Origin of the sequence: Streptosporangium amethystogenes subsp. fukuiense, from assembly GCF_042665875.1 — a bacterium.
GTDB lineage: Bacteria > Actinomycetota > Actinomycetes > Streptosporangiales > Streptosporangiaceae > Streptosporangium > Streptosporangium fukuiense.
The window spans coordinates 8,196,736-8,218,974 of sequence record NZ_JBHTEE010000001.1; the positions used below are offsets into that span (position 1 = coordinate 8,196,736).

The following is a 22,239-nucleotide window of genomic DNA, read 5'->3' on the forward strand; positions in this document are numbered from 1 at the left end:
CCACGACCTCGCGGGGGAGCAGGCGGCCGGTCCGCGGCCGTCGCGGCGGTCACGGCCGCGACGGCGCGGAGGGCGGGTGCGGCGCCGGTTGCGGTGTGGCCGGCGTTCCCGGCCGATCCGCCGATATCTCAGGCGTCGCTCGGCTCCCGGCGCGAACGGCGTCTCCGCTGGATCAGCAGGAACGTGATCGCCGCGAGTGCGGCGAGGACGGCGCCGACCAGCGCCGGCATGGGGTAGTGGCTCGTGTCCATTTCCGCCCTGACCGCCTGTGCCGTCCCCGCGGCGGGGAACTGGACGGTCGCTTCGGCGGTACGCCTCGTCAGCCCGCTTTCCAATCGGATACGGGCGCGCCATGGTCCGTCGGGAACCTGCTCGTTGAGGACGGAGGCGACGGATCCGGCGTCGCCGGGAGCGAGCGTCGTGCCCGTTCGGACCTTGAACGGGCCCGCGCTCAGATTTCCGGAGTCGTTGGTCAGCCTCAGGTCGCCGCTCAGGTCGAGTGCGCGGCCTCCGGTGTTGTGCACCTGCGCCAGGATGATCTGCTGACCGGCGGGTGACCGTTGGGCCGTCAGCGAGTCGATGGTGAAGTCCGATGCCGGCGGGTTGCCGCGACCGACGGAAAGGTAGATCCGGATGCCGACGCGGTTGACCTCGGAGACACCTCCACCGGGCGGTGCGGCCTTGGCCGCCTGGGCCCAGATCACGGCGTAGCGCTCTCCGGGGGCGGCATCGTCCGGTACGGCGATGGTCGCGGTGACCGCCGAGCGGGTGTGCGGGGCCAGGGTCACCTCATGCCGGTCCGTGCTGGTCCAGGTGGACAGCTCATTGGCAGTGCGATCGGCGGCGAACTGGAATCTCCGGTCACGTACCTGTGCCGCGGCCGTGTAGAGCGAAAGCCGCTTGGGCGAGCCGGTCGTGTTGGAAACCTCGACCCGCCGGTGAATGACGGACCCCGGGGCGAGGTGATCGATGATGTAGGTCCAGGCTCGCGCGTCGGCTCGGGCGGCGACCGGTGCTTCGAGCAGGCGGATCCCGATGCCGCCCGCGGACGATCGGCTCGTCGCCGACGCGGGCCTGTCGAGCGTGCCGACGGCCGGGGTGAGAGCCACGGCCGTCAGCAGCCCCGCGACGACGGTACGAAGACGCACGATTGTCGCCGGCCGCGGTCAGGCGACCGACGTGACGGTGTCCACGGCCAGGGCGGGCAGAGCGGTCGCTGCGACAAGGCTGAGGCCGACAGCTGCGGCGATCGCCAAAAGCGGTTTACGCATCTTCTGATCCAATGTTCAAACGGATGTGAGAGGCGGCGCACAGCTCGAACGCCCAACCCGAGGGATCAAGCCCGCAGACATTTCGTCACGCCTCGTGTCGGACGATAACTCTTCGCGGTTTGCGCAAGATCAAAGACGCGACGCGTGCGATCGCCGCAATACCGTTTCATGGCGATGAAATGCCAAAGGCGCGGACTCCGGCGACCGTGCACCTTTGCTCGGTGCGGGTCGAGCGGCCGGGGCGAGCAGCAGGCCGGGCCGGGTGTTCTCACGTCCCTCCAGAAGGTCCATCCTGCAAAGGGTCGCGTGTAGTGTCAAGAGACATAACCACTGCTGATCCCATACGGTGACGTGGTTACCGATGATCGCTGCTTAACCTCGCCGAAACCTTGACGTGAGTGTTCTACCGACTACATGCTGGACGCCAGGACCGAGCCGGAGGGCATCCCGCAATGACCACCACAGATCCGACCGTCGCCACCTTCACGATCAGTAGCTTCGAGGCGGCCAAGGAGGTCTATCGCCAGAAGGATTTGCGACAGGCGCTCTACGACGAGGGGGAGGTGGTCATGGGTGACGTCCTGGTCAACCTGCACGGCGACGAGCACCGGAAACGGCGGCGGGTGGAGAACCGCATCTTCCGGCGCGAGACCTTCGACCACTACGAGCGTGACCTGTTCCCCCAGGTCACCGAGGTGACCGTGGCGCCGTACGTGGCCGCGGGCGGCGTCGACCTGGTGCAGCTCGGTCACGAGCTGATGCTCAACCTCGCCGCGCTGACCGCCGGGATCGACCGGCCGGAGGGAACCGCCGAGGAGACCCGGCGGCTGTACGACTACATGCAGTGGTTCATCAAGGGGGCGACGCTCGCGCACTCCACCGAGGACAAGCCGGCCCTCGCCGCGAGGATCCAGCAGGCCCTCGAAGAATGGGACGAGGAGTTCCTCAAGCCCTCCGTCGCCCGCAGGAAGACGGCCCTGGCGGCGCTGGAAGCGGGAGAGATCACCGAGAACGACCTGCCGAGGGACATCCTCACGACGCTGCTGCGCAGTAACGACGAGCTGGCCCTGCCCGCCTTCGCGCTGCGGCGTGAGATCGCCTTCTTCCTGCTGGCCAGCGCGCACACCAGCGCCACCGCCTTCGTACGGTCCATCGACCACATCCTCGGCTGGCTGGCCGACCACCCCGAGGACGCCGAGCGCGTCACGGGTGACCCGATGTTCGTGCAGCGCTGCGTGCACGAGACCGTCCGGCTCAACCCGTCGAGCCCCGTCGGCATGCGATGGGCGCTGGCCCCCGTGTCGCTGAAGTCCGGGACGGAGATACCCCAGGGGTCCAAGGTCGTCATCGACCTGCACGCCGTGAATCGCGACCCCGAGGTGTTCGGTCCCGACGCCGCGGAGTTCAACCCGTATCGCGAGCTGCCGGCCGGGGTCGGCCCCTTCGGCCTGTCGTTCGCCGCGGGTATCCACGTGTGCATCGGACAGGACCTGGCGGCCGGGGTGGTCCCGAGGGCGGACACCGCGCCTGAGGAGCACCTCTTCGGCCTGGTGCCCGGCGCGGTGCGGTACATGTTCAACCAGGGGGTACGCCGCGACCCGGCCGACCCCCCGCGGCGCGACGCCCAGACGCAGCGCCCGTACTGGGGGACGTATCCGGCCCTGCTGGGGTGACGGCGTCGATTTCGCAACGGATCAGGTGAGGGAGCAGATGGGTTACCAGGTACGGGTCGACAAGGATGTCTGCATCAGCTCGGGCAAGTGCGTCGCGGACGCGCCGGCGGCGTTCAGGTTCGACGACGACGAGATAGCCGAGCCCACGACCGGCGTGAGCACACTGAGCGGTGACCTCCTCGTCGAGATCGTCAGGAACTGCCCTTCCGGCGCCATCCGGCTCTTCGAGCAGGGGGTCGAGGTCGCGGTCGACTAGGGCGGGTTCGCGCGGGGCCTCGTCCATGCCGCGGGGCGCCGTCCGGGCAACCGGACGGTCCCCGGCTCCGGGCGCGGCTCCGGGGTTCTCACGGCCGCGGCGCGGACCCGGCAGGGCCCCGTGGAGAGGCGTGTTCCGCACGGGGCCCGAATCGTACGAAAGGCTCAGCGCCGGCGGGTGCCCTGGCGCCCGGGAGCGCGCTTGCGCACCGGCGCGCCCGAGTTCGCGCCGCCGCCGCTCGCGCCGGTGCGCCCGGCCCGCAGCGCCGTGGCGGCGAAACCGTGATCCGACCGCAGCCTGGTGAGGTCCGGGTCGTTGTTCCAGAAGCTCAGCACGTCCTGCTCGGGGAAGTTCGCCGCCATCAGCTGGATCGCGATGTCGTGGCGGACGTACTCCACCGCGACCATCACCACCGCCGGGTTGTCGGAGTAGATGCCCCAGGCGTCGCCGTTGAGGAAGCCGCCGATGACGCACTCCTGCCGGTCGCCCACCGCGACGAACAGGCGGCAGCCCAGGTTCTCCAGTACGACGGCGGGCGGCGAGAGCCGGTGGATGTACGTGTGCGGCACCGGTTTGGTGTCCTCGCCGAACGACATGACCGTCACGGAGACGCCCTGGTCCTGCGCGTCCCGCACCAGCTCGTCGAGCGGGTCCACCTCCTCGGGCCACACCGACAGGAAGAGGTCGCGCTGGGCGCTGACGATGACGTCGCTCGCGCGCTCCAGCAGGGCCTCGCGCCCGGTGAGGTTGTGGATCAGGTGTAGCCGGGAGGGCGCCGCGATGCCGGGCAGCGACTCGCGCAGCGAGCCGAGCGTCGACTCGTAGTGCCGGCTGAGCCGGTCGAGCAGCGACTTGGGGGGCAGCGGCAGATAACTGACCGTGTCCTCGGGGGTCCGCACCTCGTAGGTCACGCCGGTCGCGGTCAGCTTACCGAGGGTCTCGTAGACCGTGCTGCGCGGGACGCCCGACCGCTTGGCCACCTCGTAGCCGTTCAGCGGCTCGCCGGCCGCCACCAGAGCGATGTAGGCCTTCGCCTCGTAGCCTGACATGCCGAGCTCCTGAAGACGCTCGATGATGCCCTCGGTACTCATCGCGAGCCTGACCTTTCCTGCTGTCGCGTGGGGCCTAGCCGCTGGCGTCGACCGGAGGTCCGTGAGCCTGGTCGCAACAGCCAGTCGAGAAGTCGGGTGCGCCCCCACACTACAGCTCCGTGCCCTCCGGCCGGGACAGCTTGTGGATCTTCGTTCATGCGCGTGACAGGTCCAGTATCTGCTCGTCGGTCAGCGGCTCGACGCCCGAGGCCGCGAGGGCGGTGTCCTCGAACGCGAACGCCCGCGTCAGCGGGCACGCCGCGAGGAAGGCCACCTTCTCCCCGGCCCGCGGACGGCGCTCGGGGATCGGCCGGGTCAGGTCGACGCGGACGCCGTCCTTGATCACCTCGTGGATCGCCCCCTCGCGGACCAGTACGGTGACGTCCTTCAGCGGGTCGCCGTCGACCACGATCACGTCGGCGACGTAGCCCTCGACGAGCGCCCCGACCTGCCCCTCCATCTTCATCGCCCACGCGGCCTTGGAGGTGGCCGCCACGATCGCCTCCATGGGGGAGAAGCCCGCGTAGCGCACGAGCATGTCGAGTTCGCGCGCGTGCCACTCCCCGCAGGGGGTGACCGCGAAGCCCGTCTCCGATCCCGTGATGACCCGCACCCCGGCCCGGTGCGCCTTGCCGATCATCTCTCCGGTCACCTCCAGCTCGGCCTTGAAGACGTCGAGCAGCGCCGGGGCCGTCCCCACCTTCTCGCCGTAGTCGACGAGGTTGCCGAGCAGCGTCAACGTCGGGCAGAGCGTGGTCCCGTTCTCCAGCACCGCCTCCAGCGCGGCGTCGTCCATGTAGCTGGAGTGGTAGATCATGTCGACGCCGGCCTCGGCGGACTCCTTCGTGCTGATCGAGTTGCGGCAGTGCCCGACCACCGGCGTGTTCAGCTCGTGGGCCGCCTCGACGACCGCCCTGATCTCGCGCTGGGACCAGACCTTGACCTCCGGGCCCTTCACCGAGGGGATGAGCCCGGTGACCATGATCTTGATCCAGTCGACGCCGTGCTTCACCTGACGCCGCACCTCGCGGGTGATCCCGTCGAGATTGTGGACCACCGTCGCGTAGCCCGTCGTGCCCTCGTCCCTGATCAGCCGACCGGCGGTGCCGCCGAGCATAGTCATCAGCGCGTTGCCGCCCGCCCGCATCCGCGGGCCCTCCACGATCCCCGCCTCGATCGCGTCCCGGAGCTCGACCCCGATGTTCCACAGGCAGTCGGCGTCCATGACGCTGGTGACGCCGGCCCGCAGGACCTTGCCCGAGTTGTGCGCGGACAGCATGGAGCTGTACGCCTCGGTGCGGTGGAAGAACAGCTCGTCGTTGCCGGTCGGCTCGCCGAAGGACAGGTGGGTGTGCGCGTCGATCAGGCCCGGCATGACGGTCTTGCCGGAGGCGTCGATCCGCAGCGCGTCGGGCGTGCGCGCCACGATCTCGTCGGCGGAGACGCCGACCGCCGCGATCCTGCCCTCGTGGATCAGCACGGTCTCACCGGCGCGCGCGGGAGCCCCGGTCCCGTCGATGACGGTTCCGCCCTCGATGGCGATCATCTGCGACATTCGACTCTCCTCACGCTGGGGTACGGCCGGGTCGGCCCGGAATCGGGCAGTCCCGACCACTGCTGATCCTGCGCCGCGACATGGCTAGTGTCAAGGCGTATAACGACCAATGCCCGTCCGCTCGTGACCGGGAATCGGGGGCGGTCCGCGCCGGTCGGACCCGCCTCGTCACGACACCTCCCGCCCGAACAGGACCGGGTAGCTGCCGAAGTGGTCCCGGCTGGAGTGCGACTCCTTCACCGGGGGGTTGGCGGGATCGAGCCGCACGCCGTGGCGGAGCAGCTCGCGCACCATCAGCGGCACCGTGCCGAGGACATGCTCCGCCTCGCCCTCCTTGGGCACGGTGCCGCCGTCCAGTTCCATGCCGATGCAGGCGTGCATGCCGCCGCCGAAGGTGTGGCCCCAGGGCTGCACCCCGGAGGGCACCGTCCGGTCGGGGTCGAAGGCCGCGGCGTCCGCCCCGAACACCTCCGGATCGGCGTTGGCGGCCTTGATGTCCATCCGTACGAACGTCCCGGCGGGGATCGACCGCCCGTCCCGCAGGGTCACCTCGGTGACGGCCTGGCGCCTGGCCTCGGGGCTCGCCGGATGCAGCCGCAGGACCTCGTGCACGCAGCGCTGGACGAACAGGTCGTCGTCGAGGCGGTGCGCCCGGTCCGGGTGCCGCTCCGCCCAGCGCAGGATCTCGTCGACGGAGTGGGTGAAGGCGTTCGCGGTGCTGTGCGATCCCGCCTGCAGGTAGAAGGCGACCTCGCGCAGCATGACGTCCCGGTCGATCCGCAGCTCCTCCCGGTTGCGGATCAGGGCCGTCAGCACGTCCTTCGGGTACTCCTCCTCGGCGACCGCCGGGTCCGCGAGCAGGGCCGTGCGCCGCTCGTACGACGGCGTGAAGAACATCTCGTCGAACCGGCCGAGCGCCTCGGACACCTCCGCCCGCACCACGTCGGGATCGCGGGTGGTGTGGATCAGCGTCGCGCCCTCGGAGAACTTGGTCGCGAACTCCTGCAGCGCGTCGGTCTCCCGCACCGAGCCGGTCACCCGGTCGACGCCGGCGACCTTGGCGGTCAGGTTCATCACGGTCCGGGTGCCCAGCAGCACCAGGTCGGCGGCCCCCCGCGCGATGACGGGGGTGAAGGCCTCGTCGATGATCTCGGGGACGAGGTCGGCCTCCCAGGTCCTGAAGGTGCCCCGGCGGAAGAGCCGGTTCTCGACGCGGCGGCGGAGCTGGTGGTCGGACCCGTGCAGATCGAGCAGGGTGTCCCGCATGACCACGCCGCCCGCGGTGTACAGGCCCTGGCGCAGCTCGCGCTGCCGGAAGGCGTCCCAGAGCTCCTGGTACCTCGTCAGGGTCACGGTCGAATCGTCGAGGATGTTCGTGCCGGTCATTGTCGCTCCTGCTGTCAGTCGGTGTCTGCTACTGGAGACCCTGGTGGACCCCGCCGTCCACCGGGATCGCCGTGCCGGTGACGTACCGTGCCTGCTCCGAGCAGAGGAAGGCCACGACGGCGCCGAAGTCTCGCGGCTCGCCGAGCGCCCTCGCCGGGATCTGGGCGATCTCGGCGTCCAGGTTCCCGCCGTAGACGGCGCCGACCCGCTCGGTGGCGTGCAGGCCGGGCTGCACCGAGTTCACGGTCACCCCGTCGGCGGCGACCTCACGGGCGAGGGTCTTGAGGAAGCCGGTGGCTCCGGCCCGCGCCGTGGTCGACAGGATCAGGTTGGCGATCGGCTGCCGGACGGTGATGGAGGTGATCGCGACGACCCGTCCCCAGCCGTTCTCGCGCATGGCGGGCACCGCGGCGAGGCACATCCGGACCACGGACATCAGGTTGAGGTCCAGCGCGCGGGGATAGTCCTCGGCCCTGGCATGGGCGAAGTCGCCCGGCGGCGGGCCGGGCGCGTTCGTCACCAGGATGTCGACGCCGCCCATCACGCGCTGCGCCTCGCGCACGAACCGCTCGCCGCCCTCGGGGTCGGACAGGTCGGCCACCACCCACGAGGCGTTCGATCCGATGCGCTCGGCCGCGGCGCGGGCCCGGTCCGCGTCGGTGCCGCAGATCGTGACCCGCGCGCCCTCCGCCGCCAGGGCGGCCGCGGCCGCGAAGCCCAGCCCGCCGCTTGAGGCGCCGATCGCCGCCCGCCGTCCGCTCAGTCCGAGATCCATGCTGATCCCCTCATCTCGTCGGTCTCCTCGTGGAACACCCCGCCCGCGAGCCGGCGGCCGAGGGCGCGCAGCTCACGGCCCCTCCCGACGCCGGTCACCGCCCGCACCCGCCCGGCCGTCACGGTCCTGGCCAGGAACTCGCCCGGCTCTCCCGCACGTCCGACGGCGCCGTCCACGACCGTCGGCGCGCCCGCGTCCGGCCATCCCGCGACCTCCAGGTGGACGTCGTACTGGTCGGTCCAGAACCACGGCGACTCGTCCAGCGGGGTCGGGGTGCCCGCGATGGTCGCCGCGACGGCTCCGGCCTGCTGGATCGCGTACTTCCAGTGCTCCACCCGCTCATGGCGCCCCCGGTGCGGGACGAACTGCTCCACCACGTCGCCCGCGGCGTACACGTCGGCGGCACCGGTGCGGCCGAACTCGTCGGTGCGGATGCCCGCGCCCACCTCCAGGCCCGCCGAGACGGCCAGTCCGGCGTTGGGCACGGCGCCGAGGCCGGCCACCACCACCTGGGCGGGCAGCCGCTCGCCGTCGTCCAGGACGACGGCCTCCACCCGCCGGCCGCCCACGATCTCGCGTACCGTCCGGCCGGGGCGCAGCCGCACGCCGCGGTCGCCGTGCAGGCCGGCCAGCATCTCGCCGACCGCGGTCGGCACCAGCCGGTACAGGGGGGTGGGAAACGGGTCGACCGCGACGACGTCGGCGCCGAGCCGGTTCAGCGTGGCGGCGACCTCCGAACCGACCAGTCCCGTCCCCACGACCACGACCCGGGTTCCCGGCGAGACCTCGGCCCGCAGCCGGTCGGCGTCGGCGAGGGTCCGCAGCAGGTGCACACCGGGCAACGTGGCGCCGGGGAAGCCGGGGCGCCTGGCCGCCGCCCCGGTGCACAGCACCAGGACACCGTACGGCCGTTCGCGTCCGCCGACCGTGATCCGGTGTTCGGCCGGGTGCAGCTCCGTCACCGGGTGCCCCAGCACCAGTTCGATGTCGTTGTCCGCGAACCGCTGCTCCGGCGCGACCAGCAGGTGGCGCGCCTCGCGCTGCCCCGCCAGGTAGGCCTTGGACAGCTGGGGCCGCTCGTAGGGGAGCGCCGCCTCCTCGCCGATCAGCACGATGGGCTCGTCCCAGCCGTGGCGCCGCAGCGCCAGGGCGGCCGTGGCGCCGGCCAGGCTCGCGCCGACGATGACCGCCGGGCCGCGCGCCGTCACGGTTCGTGCCGCACCACGTGGCGGAACATGGGCTCTCCCTTCCGGGTACCGGTCTGGACGGGGTCGTGGGGCGGGAGGCTTTCCAGCTACGATCCCGTTGGGTCAGAATGTAGTCGTTAGATTCCTCACGTCAAGAAGGACAAGCCAATGCCTGAGGTCGCAGCGCGATCGGCACTGATCCTCTCCGGGGGCGTGGCGCATGACTTCCCGACGAGTTCCGCGATCCTGGCCGAGGTGCTGGGCGAGGCGGGGTTCGAGACCGCCGTGACCACGGACGTCGAAGGGGCATGCCGTGGCCTGACCGGTGAGCGGCCGGCGCTGCTGGTGTTCAACATGCTCAGGTGGACGATGCGGGTCGAGCGCTACGCCCACCTGCGTGCCGACTGGTCGATCTCGCTGAGCCCGCCCGCGCGGGAGGCGCTGGCCGGCCACGTGCGGCACGGTGGCGGGATACTCGCGATGCACGGCGCCAGCATCTGTTTCGACGACTGGCCCGGCTGGCGTGACCTGCTGGGCGGGGTCTGGCGCTGGGACCGGTCCTCGCACCCGCCGCTCGACGGTCCCGTGCGCGTCACCGTGGCCACCGGGAGCCATCCGATCGTCGACGGGATCGGCGACTTCGACGTCGTCGACGAGGTGTACGGCTTCCTCGACAGCACGCCGGACGTCCGCGGGCTGATGAGCTCGCCACACGGCGGCACCGACCATCCCCTGCTCTGGGCGCGCGAGGTCGGGGCCGGCCGCGTGGTCTACGACGCGCTGGGGCACGACGGCCGCTCCTACCAGGTGCCCGAGCACCGCCGCGTCGTCCAGCGCTCCGCCCTGTGGGCCTCGGGCCACCCGCTTTCCTGATATGTCAGGACTCGTGCGCGCCGAGGTGTACCAGCGCGATCCTCGCGCCGAGCCGGCTGGGCAGGAAGGCGCCCTGGACGCCGCCGCGACCGGCGGTGTCGTCCACGCCTGAGGCCGCGGCCCGGCCGGCGAGCCGTCCCAGGGTGAATCCGCCGGAGATGCGGGTGCCGCCCAGGTCGGCCGTCGCGCTCAGACCCCCGAGGCAGTCGCCCGCCGCGAACAGGCCGCCGATGGGCATGCCGAAGACGTCCAGCACCTGCAACCGCTGGGTGACGCGGAACCCGCCGGAGACGAAGTTCACCCCGATCACCATCGGTATCGCGGTGAACGGCGGCGTGCTCGCCGTCCGGCGCCCCGGAGGCATCACCACCCGTCCGGTCAGCGGATCCCTGCTCCGGCCGCCGTCGAGGAAGGCGTTCCACTCCCGCACCGTCCGGTCGAGGGCGTCGGCGGGGACGCCGATCTCCCCGGCGAGGGCCTCCAGCGACGGCGCCGAAACGGCGGGCTGGGGCATCTGCTCGATGAGCGCGGCCTTCTCCTCGGCGACGACGGAGTCGAAGACGTACCAGCCGCGGCGGCCCGGCTGCGCCAGCAGACGGGCCACGCGCTCCTCGTACGGTCCCGCCTCGTCCGCGAACCTGACGCCCTCGCTGTTGACCGCGATCGCGTCCTCGACCAGCGAGGAGGACACGATCACCAGCGGCGGCACATGGGTCATGTTGATCAGGTCTCCGCCGACCGCCTGTCCCATCAGGTGCCCGTCGCCCCGGCAGGTGTCGACGCCCAGGTACGGCCCCTCCGCGAGGAACCTCGGCTGGAACCGCTGCCGCAGCAGGGGATTGGCCTGGTAGCCGCCGGTGGCGAGGACGACCCCGCGGCGCGCGGTGATCGTGACGGTCCGCCCGTCGGCCTGCCGCACCACCACGCCGGTCACCCTGCCCTCGCCGTCGGTCACCAGCCGCCGGGCCGTCGTCCGGAAGAACGTCCGCACGTTGGGAAGTTCGAAGTCGGGCTGGAAGGCCCGCTGGAACATCCACGGGTCGACCACCGCGGCCATCCGGTCGATCGAGTGCTGTCGCGGCCGAGGGATGAACCGGCTGAACCGCACGCCCCGGTCGGTCAGGATGCGACAGGTCTCGGCGCTCTCCTGGGCGAAGAGGCGGACAAGGTCCTCGTCCCAGGTCACGCCGTACTCCTCCGCGGCCGCCTCGACCATCCGTCCGGCGTCACGGACGAACGTCTCCACATCGTCCTCGATGCCCTGGTCCGCCTGCATGGCCGATCCGACGAACGCCAGGTACCCCGTGGACCAGACGCAGTTGCCGCCGATCTCCCCCAGGGCCTCGACGGCCACCACCTCGACCCCCTCGGCCGCCGCCGAGGCCACCGCGGCCATGCCGGCGGGGCCGGTGCCCAGCACCACCACGTCCGCGGCCGACTCCGCGTCGCCCGTTCCGAGATCGATCGCCGCCTGGGATGTCATCCGGACAACCTCCGCCAATTCCGTAGTGGTGTAACTAACGTCTATTGTGGTGAGGGGTGAGCGGATTGGCCAGAGTGCGCGCGGGTCGGGCCGGTCGTACGACGTTCGGGCTCGGGCTGTCCACCGGCCGGCACCCGGGCGGCGGCCGCCCGCTGTACCGGCGGGCGCCCGAGCCGGCGCACGGCCGACGTCCGTGTCGTGATCCGCGCACTCGTCCCCGAGCCCGACCCGGCCCCCGGCCGGCGCGGACCGACCGGCCGGGGGAGCGGGTGCTGCCGGGCCTTCAGCGGACGTCGTAGCCGCCGCCCTCGATCCAGGCGAGCAACTGGGGGCGTACGGCCAGATCGACGAGTTCGATCCAGGGCCCGGTACCCGAGGGCGGGCGCCGGTAGCCGAAGCGGGTCGGGCGGCCGTCGCCGTCGACCGCCTGGACGCTCGCGGTGAACCCGGAGGCCTCAAGGCCGGCGAGCCCCTCCGCGAGGTCGGGCACCCAGTAGCCGATGTGATCGAGCCTGGACGCGCCCGACCAGACCCCTCCGCGCACGTCCTGGATCAGCTCGACGTACGGCGGACCCTGGCGGGAGTAGGTGGCGAGCAGAACCGCGTCCACCGGCTCGCCGCCGTCGGCCCCGGCCACGCGTACCGCGCGGGTGGCGACGTCCGCCCAGGTCAGGCCCAGGGCGGCAGCATATTCGGCCATGGCGCGCTCGATGTCGTCCACGACGAGGCCGTAGTGGAAGTGCTCCATGCCGACGCCCTCCTCCTCAGGCCTGCGTGACCCCGAGCGCCAGCCCGCCGTCGACGGTGAGGATGCTGCCGGTCACCCACTCGGCGCAGGCGAGGTAGACGACCGCCTCGGCCACCTCCTCGGCGGTCCCGATCCGGCCGAGCGCGTGTGCTCCCGCGAGTCCCCGCAGGCGCGCGTGGGCCTCCTCGGCGGTGCCCAGCCCCGCGCGCTCGTTGATCTCGGTGAAGACCGCGCCGGGCCGGACGCAGTTGACCCGGACGCCCTGGGGCCCGAGCTCGGACGCGAGCACCCCGGTGAGGGTCTCCAGCGCGCCCTTGGTGGCCGCGTAGGGCGAGGCCCCGGGAAAGGCCCGCTGGGTGTGCACGGAGCCGAAGAAGACGATCGACCCCCTGCTCTCGCGCAGGGCCGGCAGGGCGAGCCCCGACAGCTGCGTCGGGCCGACGACGTTCGAGTGGTAGAGATCGAGCATCTGCCGCTCGTCGAGCTCGTCCAGCGTTCCGCGGTACATGTTGCCCGCGGCGTTGACCAGCGTGTCGAGGCCGCCGCCGTGCTCCAGGGCGGCCGCCAGCAGCCGCTCGCGGTCCGCCGCGACGGTGACGTCGCCCGCCACCGCCAGGCAGGCGGGACCCAGCTCGCCGGCCACCTCTTTGAGCCGGTGTTCGCGCCGGCCGGAGACGGTGACCCGCGCCCCGCGCTCGACCAGGGTGCGCGCCACCCCGGCGCCGATCCCGGAACCCCCTCCGGTCACCAGGATCGACGTGCCCGCGATGTCCTTCATCAGGCCCCCACCGAGTCGACGGTCTTCGGGCGGGCCAGGTTCCGCAGGGCGGCCTTCGTCAGACCGCCGTCGACGGCGACCGTCTGCCCGGTGATGTACGCCGCGCCGGCCGACCCCAGGAACAGCACGCAGTCCGCGACCTGCTCGGCGGTACCGAGCCGGCCGAGCGGCACCTGCGCCTGGCGCATCTCGCGGACCTCCTCGTCGGCGTAGATGGCATCCGACATGCCGGCGAGGATGAGCCCGGGAGCCACGGTGTTCACCCGGATCCCGGCCGGCCCCCATTCCAGCGACATCTGCTCGGTCAGCCGGATGACGGCGGCCTTGGTGGCGGTGTAGGCGCCGGCGTTGGGCGCGGCGGCGATGCCGTTGATCGAGGCGATGTTCACGATCGCGCCCCCTCCCGCCGGTTCCATCAGCCCCGCCGCGTGCCGGGAGACCAGGAACGTTCCGGTGAGGTTGACCTTGAGCACGGCATCCCAGTCGTCCAGGCTCAGGGTGCGCAACGGGCCGAACCGCACCCGCCCGGCGTTGTTCACCACCAGCGCGGGCGCCTCGTCGAGTGCGGCGAACGCGGCGGCGACCGACGGTTCGGACGTGACGTCCACCTTGCCGGCCTGGGCCGACTCCCCGATGCCGGACGCGACCTCCCGCGCCGCCGCCTCGTCGACGTCCCAGAGCGCGACCCGGTAACCCGCCTTGGCGGCGTGCCGGGCGATGACCGCTCCGATGCCGCTCCCGGCCCCCGTGACAACGGCCAAGCTCATCTAGCGCTCCTTCGCGGGGCGGCGAGCGCCGCCGGGCTGGGCTCTCCGGGTGACAACGGCCAAGCTCATCTAGCGCTCCTTCGCGGGGCGGCGAGCGCCGCCGGGCTGGGCTCTCCGGGTGACAACGGCCAAGCTCATCTAGCGCTCCTCTGCGGGGCGGCGAGCGCCGCCGGGTCGGGCGCTTCGAGTGACAACCGCCAAGCTCATCTAGCGCTCCTTCGAGTTCTGGACGACGCGTCGTCCGCGGATCCCCGCCGGCTCGTACGGGCTTCCGCTCCGTGCGGTTCGTCCGTGGAAAATACGTCGCTATAGCACCAACGACTATAAGCTGTCGTCAGAAGGTTCGTCCACACCGCGCCCCGCGATTTCTTACTCGCGGGCCGTCAAAGGAGCCATCGTGACCGATCAGCACAGAGTCACCCGTGAGGCGGGCCCGGACGTGATCGACGTTCACGCCCACGCGGTGCTCCCCATGTCCCTGGGAGCCGCGGGCGCCGCCGGTCCCGAGCTCGGTACCTCTCCCGACGGCCGGCCTTTCTACCGCGTCGGCGACTACGTGCTGCACGGTGTCCGGTACGAGGGCAGTCCGTTCATGGACGTCGGCGTCCGGATCGAGGCCATGGACGCGGCGGGCATCCACCGGCAGTTGCTCTCTCCCAACCCCCTGACCTATTTCCACGACCTCGACGCGCGGACGGCGGCCGGCTACTGCCGGGCCCACAACGACGCCATGGCCGAGCTCGTCCGCACCCACCCGGACCGGCTGCTGGGCGCGGCACAGCTCCCCATGCAGGACATCGGAGCCGCGGTCGCCGAGCTGGAACGTTCCGTACGGGAGCTGGGGCTGTCGGCCGCCTACATCGGCACCGACCCGGGGCGCCGGCTGGACGATCCGGCGATGGACGCCCTGTACGAGGCGGCGGTGGGCCTGGACGTACCGGTCTTCGTCCACCCGACCCCCATCGGTGCCGGCGGTCCCCCCGACGATCCCCGGATGCGCAGGTTCGACCTCGACCTGCTGTTCGGATTCGCCGCCGACGAGACCCTCGCGGTGGCCGCGCTCGTCTTCGGCGGGGTGCTCCATCGGCATCCTCGGCTGGATGTCTGCGTCTCGCACGGTGGCGGCACGATGGCGTACGTCGCAGGCCGGTTCGCCCGGGCGGCGCAGGTGCCGCGAGCCTGGGTGCCGGACTTTCTGCGGGAGAACGGCGTCGAGCCGTACCTGCGCCGGCTCTGGCTCGACACGCATGTGCACAGCGAGCGTTCACTGGATCTCCTCGTCGAGGTGGCCGGCACCGACAGGCTGGTCTTCGGCACCAACTTCGCCGGTTGGGACGCCGGAGGAGCCAGGGCGGTGGAGGAGGTGGGCGGCCTCATGCCGAAGCTCTCCACCAACGCCGCCAGGCTTCTGCGTCTGGGGTGAGGTGGGCGGGCGGGTTGGTCGATGTGCCGAAGCTCTCCACCAACGCCGCCAGGCTTCTGCGTCTGGGGTGAGGTGGGCGGGCGGGTTGGTCGATGTGCCGAAGCTCTCCACCAACGCCGCCAGGCTTCTGCGTCTGGGGTGAGGTGGGCGGGCGGGTTGGTCGATGTGCCGAAGCTCTCCACCAACGCCGCCAGGCTTCTGCGTCTGGGGTGAGGTGGGCGGGCGGGTTGGTCGATGTGCCGAAGCTCTCCACCAACGCCGCCAGGCTTCTGCGTCTGGGGTGAGGTGGGCGGGCGGGTTGGTCGATGTGCCGAAGCTCTCCACCAACGCCGCCAGGCTTCTGCGTCTGGGGTGAGGTGGGCGGGCGGGCGCGCCGATGTCGATGTCGGGCACCCGCCCCTAGCCGGACCGCACGGGCAGTGTCCGATGCGTCCACCAGTAGGCGACCGCCGCGAGCAGCAGCAGCACCACGCACATCGCCCAGGACGCCTCGTAGCCGTCGGTGGCGTCGGCCACGGCGCCGAAGCCCCACGGCGCGACGAGCGCGCCCGTGTAGTAGCCGGCCATGGTGACCCCGGACGCCCGGCCCACGGACTCCGGGGCCCGGTCGACGACGACCGCGTGGGTCAGCCCCGAGCCCGCGAGATTCGCCGCCAGTCCCAGCACCGCTCCGGCCGCGACGAGCGGCGGCCACCAGCGGGCCCCGGCGAGCAGCGCGACGACACCCGCCGCGGTGGAGAGACAGATCAGCGCGACGAACACCGCTCGCCGCCGGGCTCCCAGCCGGTCGGCCCACCGCGCCGCGCCGAGCATGCCCCCCAGGGCGAGCACCGTTCCGGCGGCCGTCAGGGGCCCGGCCTGCGTGAGCGGCAGCCCCACCTCGTCGTGCACGTACGTGACCAGCCAGGACTGCAGCGGCTGGGAGCCGCAGATGAACAGGAAGGCCGCGAGGGGCAGCGCCCGGAAACCCGGCCGCAGGGGCGGCTCCGGCCGGGCGGTGACCGAGGATCCGCCGGTGCGGGGCAGCATGACCAGCACGGCGGCCGCCGCCAGGCAGCCCGCGACCGCCAGGCTCCATGCCACCGCACGCCATCCGACGGTGTCGACCCACCCGCCGCCCAGGGCCAGCAGGCTCGCGATCACCGGCACGCCCGCCGTCTTGAGGGTCAGGGCGAAGCCACCCGCGCCGGGGCGGGCGACCGCCATGACCGCCAGGTTGGTGCCCACGTTGCCGAACGCGTACGCGACACCGCCCGTCACGGCCACGAGCACCAGGACCGGATAGCTCCCCCCGAGCGCCGCGGCCGTCCCGCCCACCGCCACAGTGATCATGTTCAGGGCCACGCAGCGGCGGGCGCCGAACCTCGCCCCGACGCGAGCCGCGAGGAGCGACGCCAGGCCGGTGAACCCGAAGAACAGCCCGATGAGCAGCCCCAGGCCCGCGCGGCTGATCCCCAGCTCGTCCTGGAGCGCCGGGCCGACGAAACCGAACAGGAAGCCGGGACCGGCGCCGAGCCCGATGGCCAGGCCGCACGTGATGATCACCGGCCACATCCCGGTGCCGCGCGACGCGAGCGCGGCCCGCTCGGGGCGGGTCAGGGTGACTCGTCGTTCGGGCCGGAGACGGCACCCGCCGAGACCGTCCAGACACACGGCACGTCCGGACCGGGGGGAGGCGTCACCGTCCAGGCGCTCCCGCCATGGGTCGCGATGCTGCGCACGCACCGGGCGCAGTATCGCGGGCGCCCTTCGGGGACTCCCGGCACCTCGCCCTCGGCGACCGTCGCCGTTCCGGGGTTGTCGCGCCAGTACCGCTGCCCGCTGCCGCAGGCGTGGCGGAACGTGGTCGTGTCGCCGCGCGTCTCCACCGTGCCGACCGAGCCGTGCGCGCGCAGCAGCGCCGCCACCTCGCCGGCCTCGATCCGGGTGCCGACCAGCTCGTCGAGCCCGACGGTGGCCTCACCGATGAGCGTGTCGATGACGTCGTTCAGCGGGAGGCCGGTGGCCGCTATGTCCAGCAGACCGGCGATGAGGGAGATCAGCCGGTCGTGCAGCTGCCGCCACCGCGCGTGTTCCTCCTCGACCAGGGCGAGGACGTGCTCGGCGGGCGGTGGATCCAGCGACCGCAACCGTTCGGGGAGCGGGATCAGGTGGAGGGACTCTGCGGTCACGGGCTCTCCTTGTCAGCGCAGGTAGGAGGCGACCAGATCGTTGGAGGCCAGCAGCTCGTCGGAGGCCCGGTCGAGCTCGTTGCGACCGTTGCGCATGACGTACGTGCGGTCGGAGACCCGCAGCGCGGACGCCTGCTGCTCGACGATGAGGAAGGTGACACCGTCGTCGCGCAGTTCGCGCACCACCTCGAACAGGTCGTGCACGATCCTGGGCGCCAGGCCGAACGAGAGCTCGTCGATCAGCAGCAGCCGGGGCCGGCCCATCATCGCCCTGGCCAGGGCGAGCATCTGCTGCTGGCCGCCGGAGAGCGAGGAGGCCGAGGCCGCCAGCCGTCCCGCGAGCTCGGGGAAGATGCCCAGGACGCGGTCACGGTCACTCCGGATCTGCGCGGCGGACGCCTTGCGGCTCGCCGTTCCGAGGTGGAGGTTCTCGCCCACGGTCAGGGTCTGGAAGATCCCCCGGCCTTCGGGCAGCTGGCACAGGCCGAGCGCGGCGCGCTTCTCCGGCGTCGTCCTGCCCAGGTCGGCACCGTCGAAGCGCACCTGGCCGGACCAGAGCGGCAGTACGCCCGAGAGCAGGCGCATCAGCGTCGTCTTGCCGGTGCCGTTGGGCCCGAGGACGGTGATGATCTCCCCCTCCGCCACCTTCAGCGAGACGTCGTGCAGGACCTCCAGCCGCCCGTAGCCGGTGCGCGCGTCCTCAATCTCCAGTAGCAAAGTCGGCTCCCAGGTAGGCCTCGACAACGACGGGGTCGCGCAGCACGTCCCGCGGGGCACCGGACTGGATGATGCGCCCGAAGTGCAGGACGGCGACGTTCGGACAGAGCCGGGTGATCAGTTCCAGGTCGTGCTCGATGATCAGGACCGCCGCGTCGCGACCCGTCGCCCAGCTGGTCAGACCGGTGACCAGCCGGTCGACGTCCTCGGCGCCCAGACCGGCCGCGGGCTCGTCGAGCAGCAGCAGCCGCGGCTCGTTCAGCAGGCCCCGCGCGACCTCGATGATCTTCTGGCTGCCGATCGGGAACTGGCTCGCCGCGCGTTCCGGATGCTCTCCCAGCCCGAACGTCGTCAGCAGCTCGCGGGCCAGGCCGCGCAGCCGCCTCTCGTCATGCCGCGCGGTCGGCAGACCGAACAGCTCGGCGAGGTGCCCGCCGCGGAAATGACGCCCGGCGCCCACCATCACGTTCTCGACGGCGGACAGGTCGGGGATCAGCCGGGGGGTCTGGAAGGTGCGGGACACGCCGAGCTTCGCGATCTGGTGCGCGGACCTGCCCACGACGCTCCGACCCCCGATCCGCACGTCCCCCTGGTCGGGGCGCAGGTATCCCGAGATCACGTTGAGGCAGGTCGTCTTGCCGGCGCCGTTGGGGCCGATCAGCCCGGTGAAGCCGGGGTGCACCGGCAGCCTGACATCGTCGAGGACGACGTTGCCCCCGAACGACATCCTGATCCCGTCCAGTTCGGCGACCGCCTCACCGGCAACGGAGTTCGGCATCGCCGAGCCCGTTGAAGTGTCGATCGACATCGTCAACTCACCTCCGACCGGTCTGACGCGGTCCCTCGTGCGAAAAACCGCCCGATCGACCGTGAGTCCCTGAATGTGGCGAACAGGGAGACCAGGCCGCCGGGCAGGACGGCGATGGCGATCATGAGGACCGCCCCGTAGGCGATGGCCTGCAGGTCTCCCAGGTCCTGGAAGAGCTCGATCAGCACCACCGCGAACGCCGCGCCGATGAGCGGACCCCAGTGCGAGCCCGCTCCGCCGACGAACACCATGACGAGCATCGGCACCAGGAGATTCATCTCGAACATGGCGGGGAAGATGAACGTCTGCAACTGGCCGTACAACGACCCCGCGACGGCGGCGATGAACCCGGACAGGCCGAAGGCGATCAGCCGGTAACGCAGTGCCGAGACGCCGAGCGATCCGGACAGCTGCCCCAGGTGCCGGACGGCCTGCAGGGTACGCCCGAAGCGCCCCATCAACGACCTGCGGACCAGGAAGAAGCCGATCGCGGCGACGGCGAGGGTGACGAAGTACGTCGAGGCGCTGCCGGTGATGCCCGGCAGCGTGAACACCTGGACGCTCAGACCGCCTCCGCCGCCGGTCAGCGAGCGTGCGCTCTTGAACAGCTCCACGATCGCCATGCCCAGCGCCAGTGTGGCGATGGCCAGGAAGAAGCCGGTGAGCCGGATGGCCGGGAACCCGATGAGCACGGCCAGGCCGCCTGCCAGGAGCCCGACGAGCGGAATCGTGACGAGGAACGGCACCCCCTGCGCCATGGCGATCGCGCTGCCGTACGCGCCGATCGCGAACAGCGCGGCATGCGCCAGGCCGATCTGGCCCGACCAGCCCACCAGCAGGTTGAAGCCGAGGGTGGCCACCGCGTAGACGAGGGTGAGGTTCAGTACGAAGAGGAGGTAGCTGTTGACGACGAAGGGTGCCGCGAACAGCAGCAGCAGCGCCGCCACCGCCACCGCGGCCTTGGTGTACCGGACCTTGTGCTCCTGCGGCCCGGCGGCCGCCTCGACACCGGCGATGCCCATGCTCGGATCCTTTGTGTACGTGGTCGTCGCTGTGACCTGTCCCGTCTCAGACATCCCGCAACCTCAGACCCTTGGTGAACCCGTCGGGGCGGAGCATGAGCACCAGGAACACGGCCAGCAACGCGACGGCGAACTGCGCCGACGTCGAGATGTAGGTGCCTACCAGTTGCTGGATGATGCCCAGCGCGAGGCCGCCGACGAAGGTGCCGAACAGCGAGACGAATCCGCCCATGGTGGCCGCGACGAACCCGTAGAGGATGAGCGACGCCGCCGAGTGGGTCGAGACCAGCGTCGACTGCGCCTGCAGCATGACGGCCATGGTCGCGATCAGGCCGCCCATACCCCAGGCGATCGCGGACAGACGGCCGGCGTTGACCCCGACCAGCCGTGCGGTCGCCCGGTTCTCGGCCACGGCCCGCATCTGGGCACCCGTCGGGGAGCGGAAGAAGGCGGTGATGCCGATCGCTCCGAGGGCGCCGACCACGATGGTGACCACCTGCGCCCAGCTGACGACGAGACCGGCGATCTCGACGTACTTGCCGGACCAGGGTGCCGTGAAGCTGCGGGGCTCATGACCCCAGATCAGCCCGATGAGGGCGTTCAACGCCAGGGACAGGCCGATGGTCATGAGGAGCAGCGGGAAGTGGCCGTACTTCGCCAGCTTGCGCATCAGCGCCAGGTCGATGACGATCGCGAGCAGGGTGCCGACGAGGAGGGTGACCACCACGGCCGGCCAGAACGAGCCGCCGAGGGCGTTCAGCGCCGTACCCACGTACGTGGCCACCAGCCCGATCTCCGCCATCGCGAAGTTCGGGACGTCGGCCGCCTTCATCACCACCACGATGGCCAGGCCCAGCAGCGCGAACCAGCTCCCGGACTCCAGTCCGCTGAGCACTGTCTGCAACATGTCTCTCCGCTTCGGTCCGGTACGTTCTCGCCTCTCCGACCGGCCGGGAGAGTGCCCGGCCGGTCGGTCGCGGCTCATTCAGGTGCGGTGAACTTCTGCAGGACCGACCACTTGCCGTCCTTGAACTCCGCCAGACCGGCCTGCTGCACGCACGTGTGGCCCTCGGGGAGCTTGCCGCACGCGATGTCCGGGATCGAGCCCAGCGAGATCGGGTTCTCGGCCAGGCCCTCGGCCGTCTTGTTGAAGTTGGCGTAGGAGACGTCGTCACCCATCCGCTTGACCAGCTCGGCGAACGCCTTCAGGAAGCTGTACGTCTGGAGCGAGAACCCGCTCTCCCCCTGCTGGCCCGAGTACTGCTTGGCGAGGGACCGCCAGTGCTCCACGCTCGGGTTGTCGGTGGAGACGACATCGGCCTGCATGCCGCCGATGAAGCCCTCGGCCGCCGCGCCGGCGGGGCCCACCGCGCTGGTGCCACCGGTGCCGGCCCCGCCCTGGTCGGCGAAGACCGGGATGGTGACGTTGCGCTGGCGCAGGTGCTGCAGGATCAGGGCGACCTGGTTGTTGTCGGTCGCGAGGAGCACCGCCTCGGGCTTGGCGGCGATGACCTTGTTCACCACCGAGCTCACGTCGGTCGAGCCGGGCTGCACGTCCTCCTCGGCCACGATCTTCACATCGGGGTGCTTGGGCATCTGCAGGTCGAGAGCCTGCTTCATGGAGACGCCGAGGTCGTTGTCCTGCTTGATGACGGCCAGCTTCGTGAACTTCTGCTTGGCGAAGTAGTCGATCGCGACCTGCTGCTGGCTCGCCCGCGTCGCGCTCAGCAGGTAGACCTCCTGCTGCTTGGGGTCCGCGGGAGAGACCGGACCCCAGACCGGGGTGCCGTTCTCGGCGATGAAGGACCAGGTGCCGGGCAGGCCCTGGGACCCGGAGGGGGCGACCAGCGCGTACACCTTCTCCTGGGAGACCAGCCGGCGCACGTTGGTGACGACACGGTCCGCGGTGAACCCGTCGTCGAGCAGGACCAGCTTGATCTTGCGGCCGTTGATCCCCCCGGCGGCGTTGATCTCGTCGGCGGCGATCCGCATGCCGGCTTCGAGGCCCTGGCCGGCTATCGCCGCCGTACCCGTAAGTGGCAGGGTAGCGCCTAGTGTGATCTCGTCCTTGGTGATCCCTGGGGGCGCCTCCACCGAACTGGCGGAGGTGCCGGTGTCGCTTGAGACGTTTCCGCAGGCGGTTGCGAGCGCGGCGACCAAGAATGCCGCTGTGACCATGTGTGGCTTGCGAGCCATCCGGGTCCTCCGAAGGAGCCGTGGGGGGAATGGGGAGTACGGGGTGTGTAACGTCCCGT

At 71.3% G+C, this 22,239-nt stretch carries 21 protein-coding genes; 4 read left to right on the plus strand and 17 right to left on the minus strand.

The window, feature by feature from the left end:
* Positions 1–128 precede the first annotated feature (128 nt).
* The gene (locus ACFQVD_RS36520; protein WP_343965690.1) at positions 129–1,148 is read right to left on the minus strand and encodes a peptidase; all 1,020 of its coding nucleotides are present in this window, start codon (positions 1,146–1,148) and stop codon (positions 129–131) included.
* Positions 1,149–1,723: 575 nt separating this feature from the next.
* On the opposite strand from ACFQVD_RS36520, the gene ACFQVD_RS36525 reads away from it, so the two are divergent.
* Together ACFQVD_RS36525 and ACFQVD_RS36530 are read left to right on the plus strand one after the other, a co-directional pair.
* A complete protein-coding gene (locus tag ACFQVD_RS36525) occupies positions 1,724–2,944 on the plus strand; it encodes a cytochrome P450 (protein WP_343965692.1) in 1,221 nt (406 codons plus the stop codon).
* Positions 2,945–2,969: 25 nt separating this feature from the next.
* Positions 2,970–3,200: a ferredoxin gene (locus ACFQVD_RS36530; protein ID WP_343965694.1), complete on the plus strand. Its 231-nt coding sequence runs from the start codon at positions 2,970–2,972 to the stop codon at positions 3,198–3,200.
* Between the two features lie 164 nt (positions 3,201–3,364).
* Here ACFQVD_RS36530 and ACFQVD_RS36535 read toward each other — a convergent pair whose 3' ends face one another.
* The 5 genes from ACFQVD_RS36535 to ACFQVD_RS36555 form a co-directional block, all read right to left on the minus strand.
* Positions 3,365–4,291: a TrmB family transcriptional regulator gene (locus tag ACFQVD_RS36535; protein WP_343965696.1), complete on the minus strand. Its 927-nt coding sequence runs from the start codon at positions 4,289–4,291 to the stop codon at positions 3,365–3,367.
* A gap of 154 nt (positions 4,292–4,445) precedes the next feature.
* On the minus strand, positions 4,446–5,846 hold the full coding sequence (locus ACFQVD_RS36540; RefSeq protein ID WP_343965698.1) for an amidohydrolase family protein: 1,401 nt from the start codon (positions 5,844–5,846) through the stop codon (positions 4,446–4,448).
* Positions 5,847–6,014: 168 nt separating this feature from the next.
* Positions 6,015–7,232 carry a cytochrome P450 gene (locus tag ACFQVD_RS36545; protein WP_343965700.1) on the minus strand — a complete coding sequence of 406 codons (1,218 nt, stop codon included), beginning with the start codon at positions 7,230–7,232 and terminating at the stop codon, positions 6,015–6,017.
* A gap of 28 nt (positions 7,233–7,260) precedes the next feature.
* Positions 7,261–8,007 carry an SDR family oxidoreductase gene (locus tag ACFQVD_RS36550; RefSeq protein WP_343965703.1) on the minus strand — a complete coding sequence of 249 codons (747 nt, stop codon included), beginning with the start codon at positions 8,005–8,007 and terminating at the stop codon, positions 7,261–7,263.
* On the minus strand, positions 7,992–9,215 hold the full coding sequence (locus tag ACFQVD_RS36555; RefSeq protein WP_343965705.1) for an NAD(P)/FAD-dependent oxidoreductase: 1,224 nt from the start codon (positions 9,213–9,215) through the stop codon (positions 7,992–7,994). The genes ACFQVD_RS36550 and ACFQVD_RS36555 overlap by 16 nt, the downstream gene beginning before the upstream one ends.
* A 147-nt stretch (positions 9,216–9,362) precedes the next feature.
* On the opposite strand from ACFQVD_RS36555, the gene ACFQVD_RS36560 reads away from it, so the two are divergent.
* Positions 9,363–10,067 carry a ThuA domain-containing protein gene (locus tag ACFQVD_RS36560; protein ID WP_343965707.1) on the plus strand — a complete coding sequence of 235 codons (705 nt, stop codon included), beginning with the start codon at positions 9,363–9,365 and terminating at the stop codon, positions 10,065–10,067.
* Between the two features lie 4 nt (positions 10,068–10,071).
* Here the strand turns inward: ACFQVD_RS36560 and ACFQVD_RS36565 are convergent, their stop codons facing one another.
* The 4 genes from ACFQVD_RS36565 to ACFQVD_RS36580 form a co-directional block, all read right to left on the minus strand.
* Positions 10,072–11,550, minus strand: coding sequence for an FAD-dependent oxidoreductase (locus ACFQVD_RS36565; RefSeq protein ID WP_343965709.1), 1,479 nt, complete (start codon positions 11,548–11,550; stop codon positions 10,072–10,074).
* Between the two features lie 283 nt (positions 11,551–11,833).
* Complete coding sequence (locus ACFQVD_RS36570; protein WP_343965711.1) at positions 11,834–12,298, minus strand: VOC family protein; 465 nt, start codon at positions 12,296–12,298, stop codon at positions 11,834–11,836.
* 16 nt (positions 12,299–12,314) lie between these two features.
* Positions 12,315–13,076, minus strand: a complete 762-nt coding sequence (locus ACFQVD_RS36575) for an SDR family NAD(P)-dependent oxidoreductase (protein WP_343965713.1) — start codon at positions 13,074–13,076, stop codon at positions 12,315–12,317.
* Entirely contained in the window at positions 13,076–13,843 is a 768-nt protein-coding gene (locus tag ACFQVD_RS36580) for an SDR family NAD(P)-dependent oxidoreductase (protein WP_343965715.1), read from the minus strand. The genes ACFQVD_RS36575 and ACFQVD_RS36580 overlap by 1 nt, the downstream gene beginning before the upstream one ends.
* Before the next feature lie 397 nt (positions 13,844–14,240).
* On the opposite strand from ACFQVD_RS36580, the gene ACFQVD_RS36585 reads away from it, so the two are divergent.
* Positions 14,241–15,266, plus strand: a complete 1,026-nt coding sequence (locus ACFQVD_RS36585; protein ID WP_343965717.1) for an amidohydrolase family protein — start codon at positions 14,241–14,243, stop codon at positions 15,264–15,266.
* A 399-nt stretch (positions 15,267–15,665) separates the two neighbouring features.
* Here the strand turns inward: ACFQVD_RS36585 and ACFQVD_RS36590 are convergent, their stop codons facing one another.
* From ACFQVD_RS36590 to ACFQVD_RS36620, 7 genes are all read right to left on the minus strand, one after another.
* Positions 15,666–16,811, minus strand: a complete 1,146-nt coding sequence (locus ACFQVD_RS36590; RefSeq protein WP_343965719.1) for an MFS transporter — start codon at positions 16,809–16,811, stop codon at positions 15,666–15,668.
* A gap of 50 nt (positions 16,812–16,861) precedes the next feature.
* Positions 16,862–17,437: a hypothetical protein gene (locus ACFQVD_RS36595; protein WP_343965721.1), complete on the minus strand. Its 576-nt coding sequence runs from the start codon at positions 17,435–17,437 to the stop codon at positions 16,862–16,864.
* A gap of 12 nt (positions 17,438–17,449) precedes the next feature.
* Positions 17,450–18,154, minus strand: a complete 705-nt coding sequence (locus ACFQVD_RS36600; protein ID WP_343965723.1) for an ABC transporter ATP-binding protein — start codon at positions 18,152–18,154, stop codon at positions 17,450–17,452.
* Positions 18,138–18,962 carry an ABC transporter ATP-binding protein gene (locus ACFQVD_RS36605; protein ID WP_343965725.1) on the minus strand — a complete coding sequence of 275 codons (825 nt, stop codon included), beginning with the start codon at positions 18,960–18,962 and terminating at the stop codon, positions 18,138–18,140. The genes ACFQVD_RS36600 and ACFQVD_RS36605 overlap by 17 nt, the downstream gene beginning before the upstream one ends.
* 2 nt (positions 18,963–18,964) lie before the next feature.
* Entirely contained in the window at positions 18,965–19,984 is a 1,020-nt protein-coding gene (locus ACFQVD_RS36610) for a branched-chain amino acid ABC transporter permease (protein WP_343965728.1), read from the minus strand.
* Positions 19,985–20,030: 46 nt separating this feature from the next.
* Positions 20,031–20,891, minus strand: coding sequence for a branched-chain amino acid ABC transporter permease (locus tag ACFQVD_RS36615; protein ID WP_343965731.1), 861 nt, complete (start codon positions 20,889–20,891; stop codon positions 20,031–20,033).
* 74 nt (positions 20,892–20,965) lie between these two features.
* Complete coding sequence (locus ACFQVD_RS36620; protein WP_343965733.1) at positions 20,966–22,162, minus strand: ABC transporter substrate-binding protein; 1,197 nt, start codon at positions 22,160–22,162, stop codon at positions 20,966–20,968.
* Positions 22,163–22,239 lie beyond the last annotated feature (77 nt).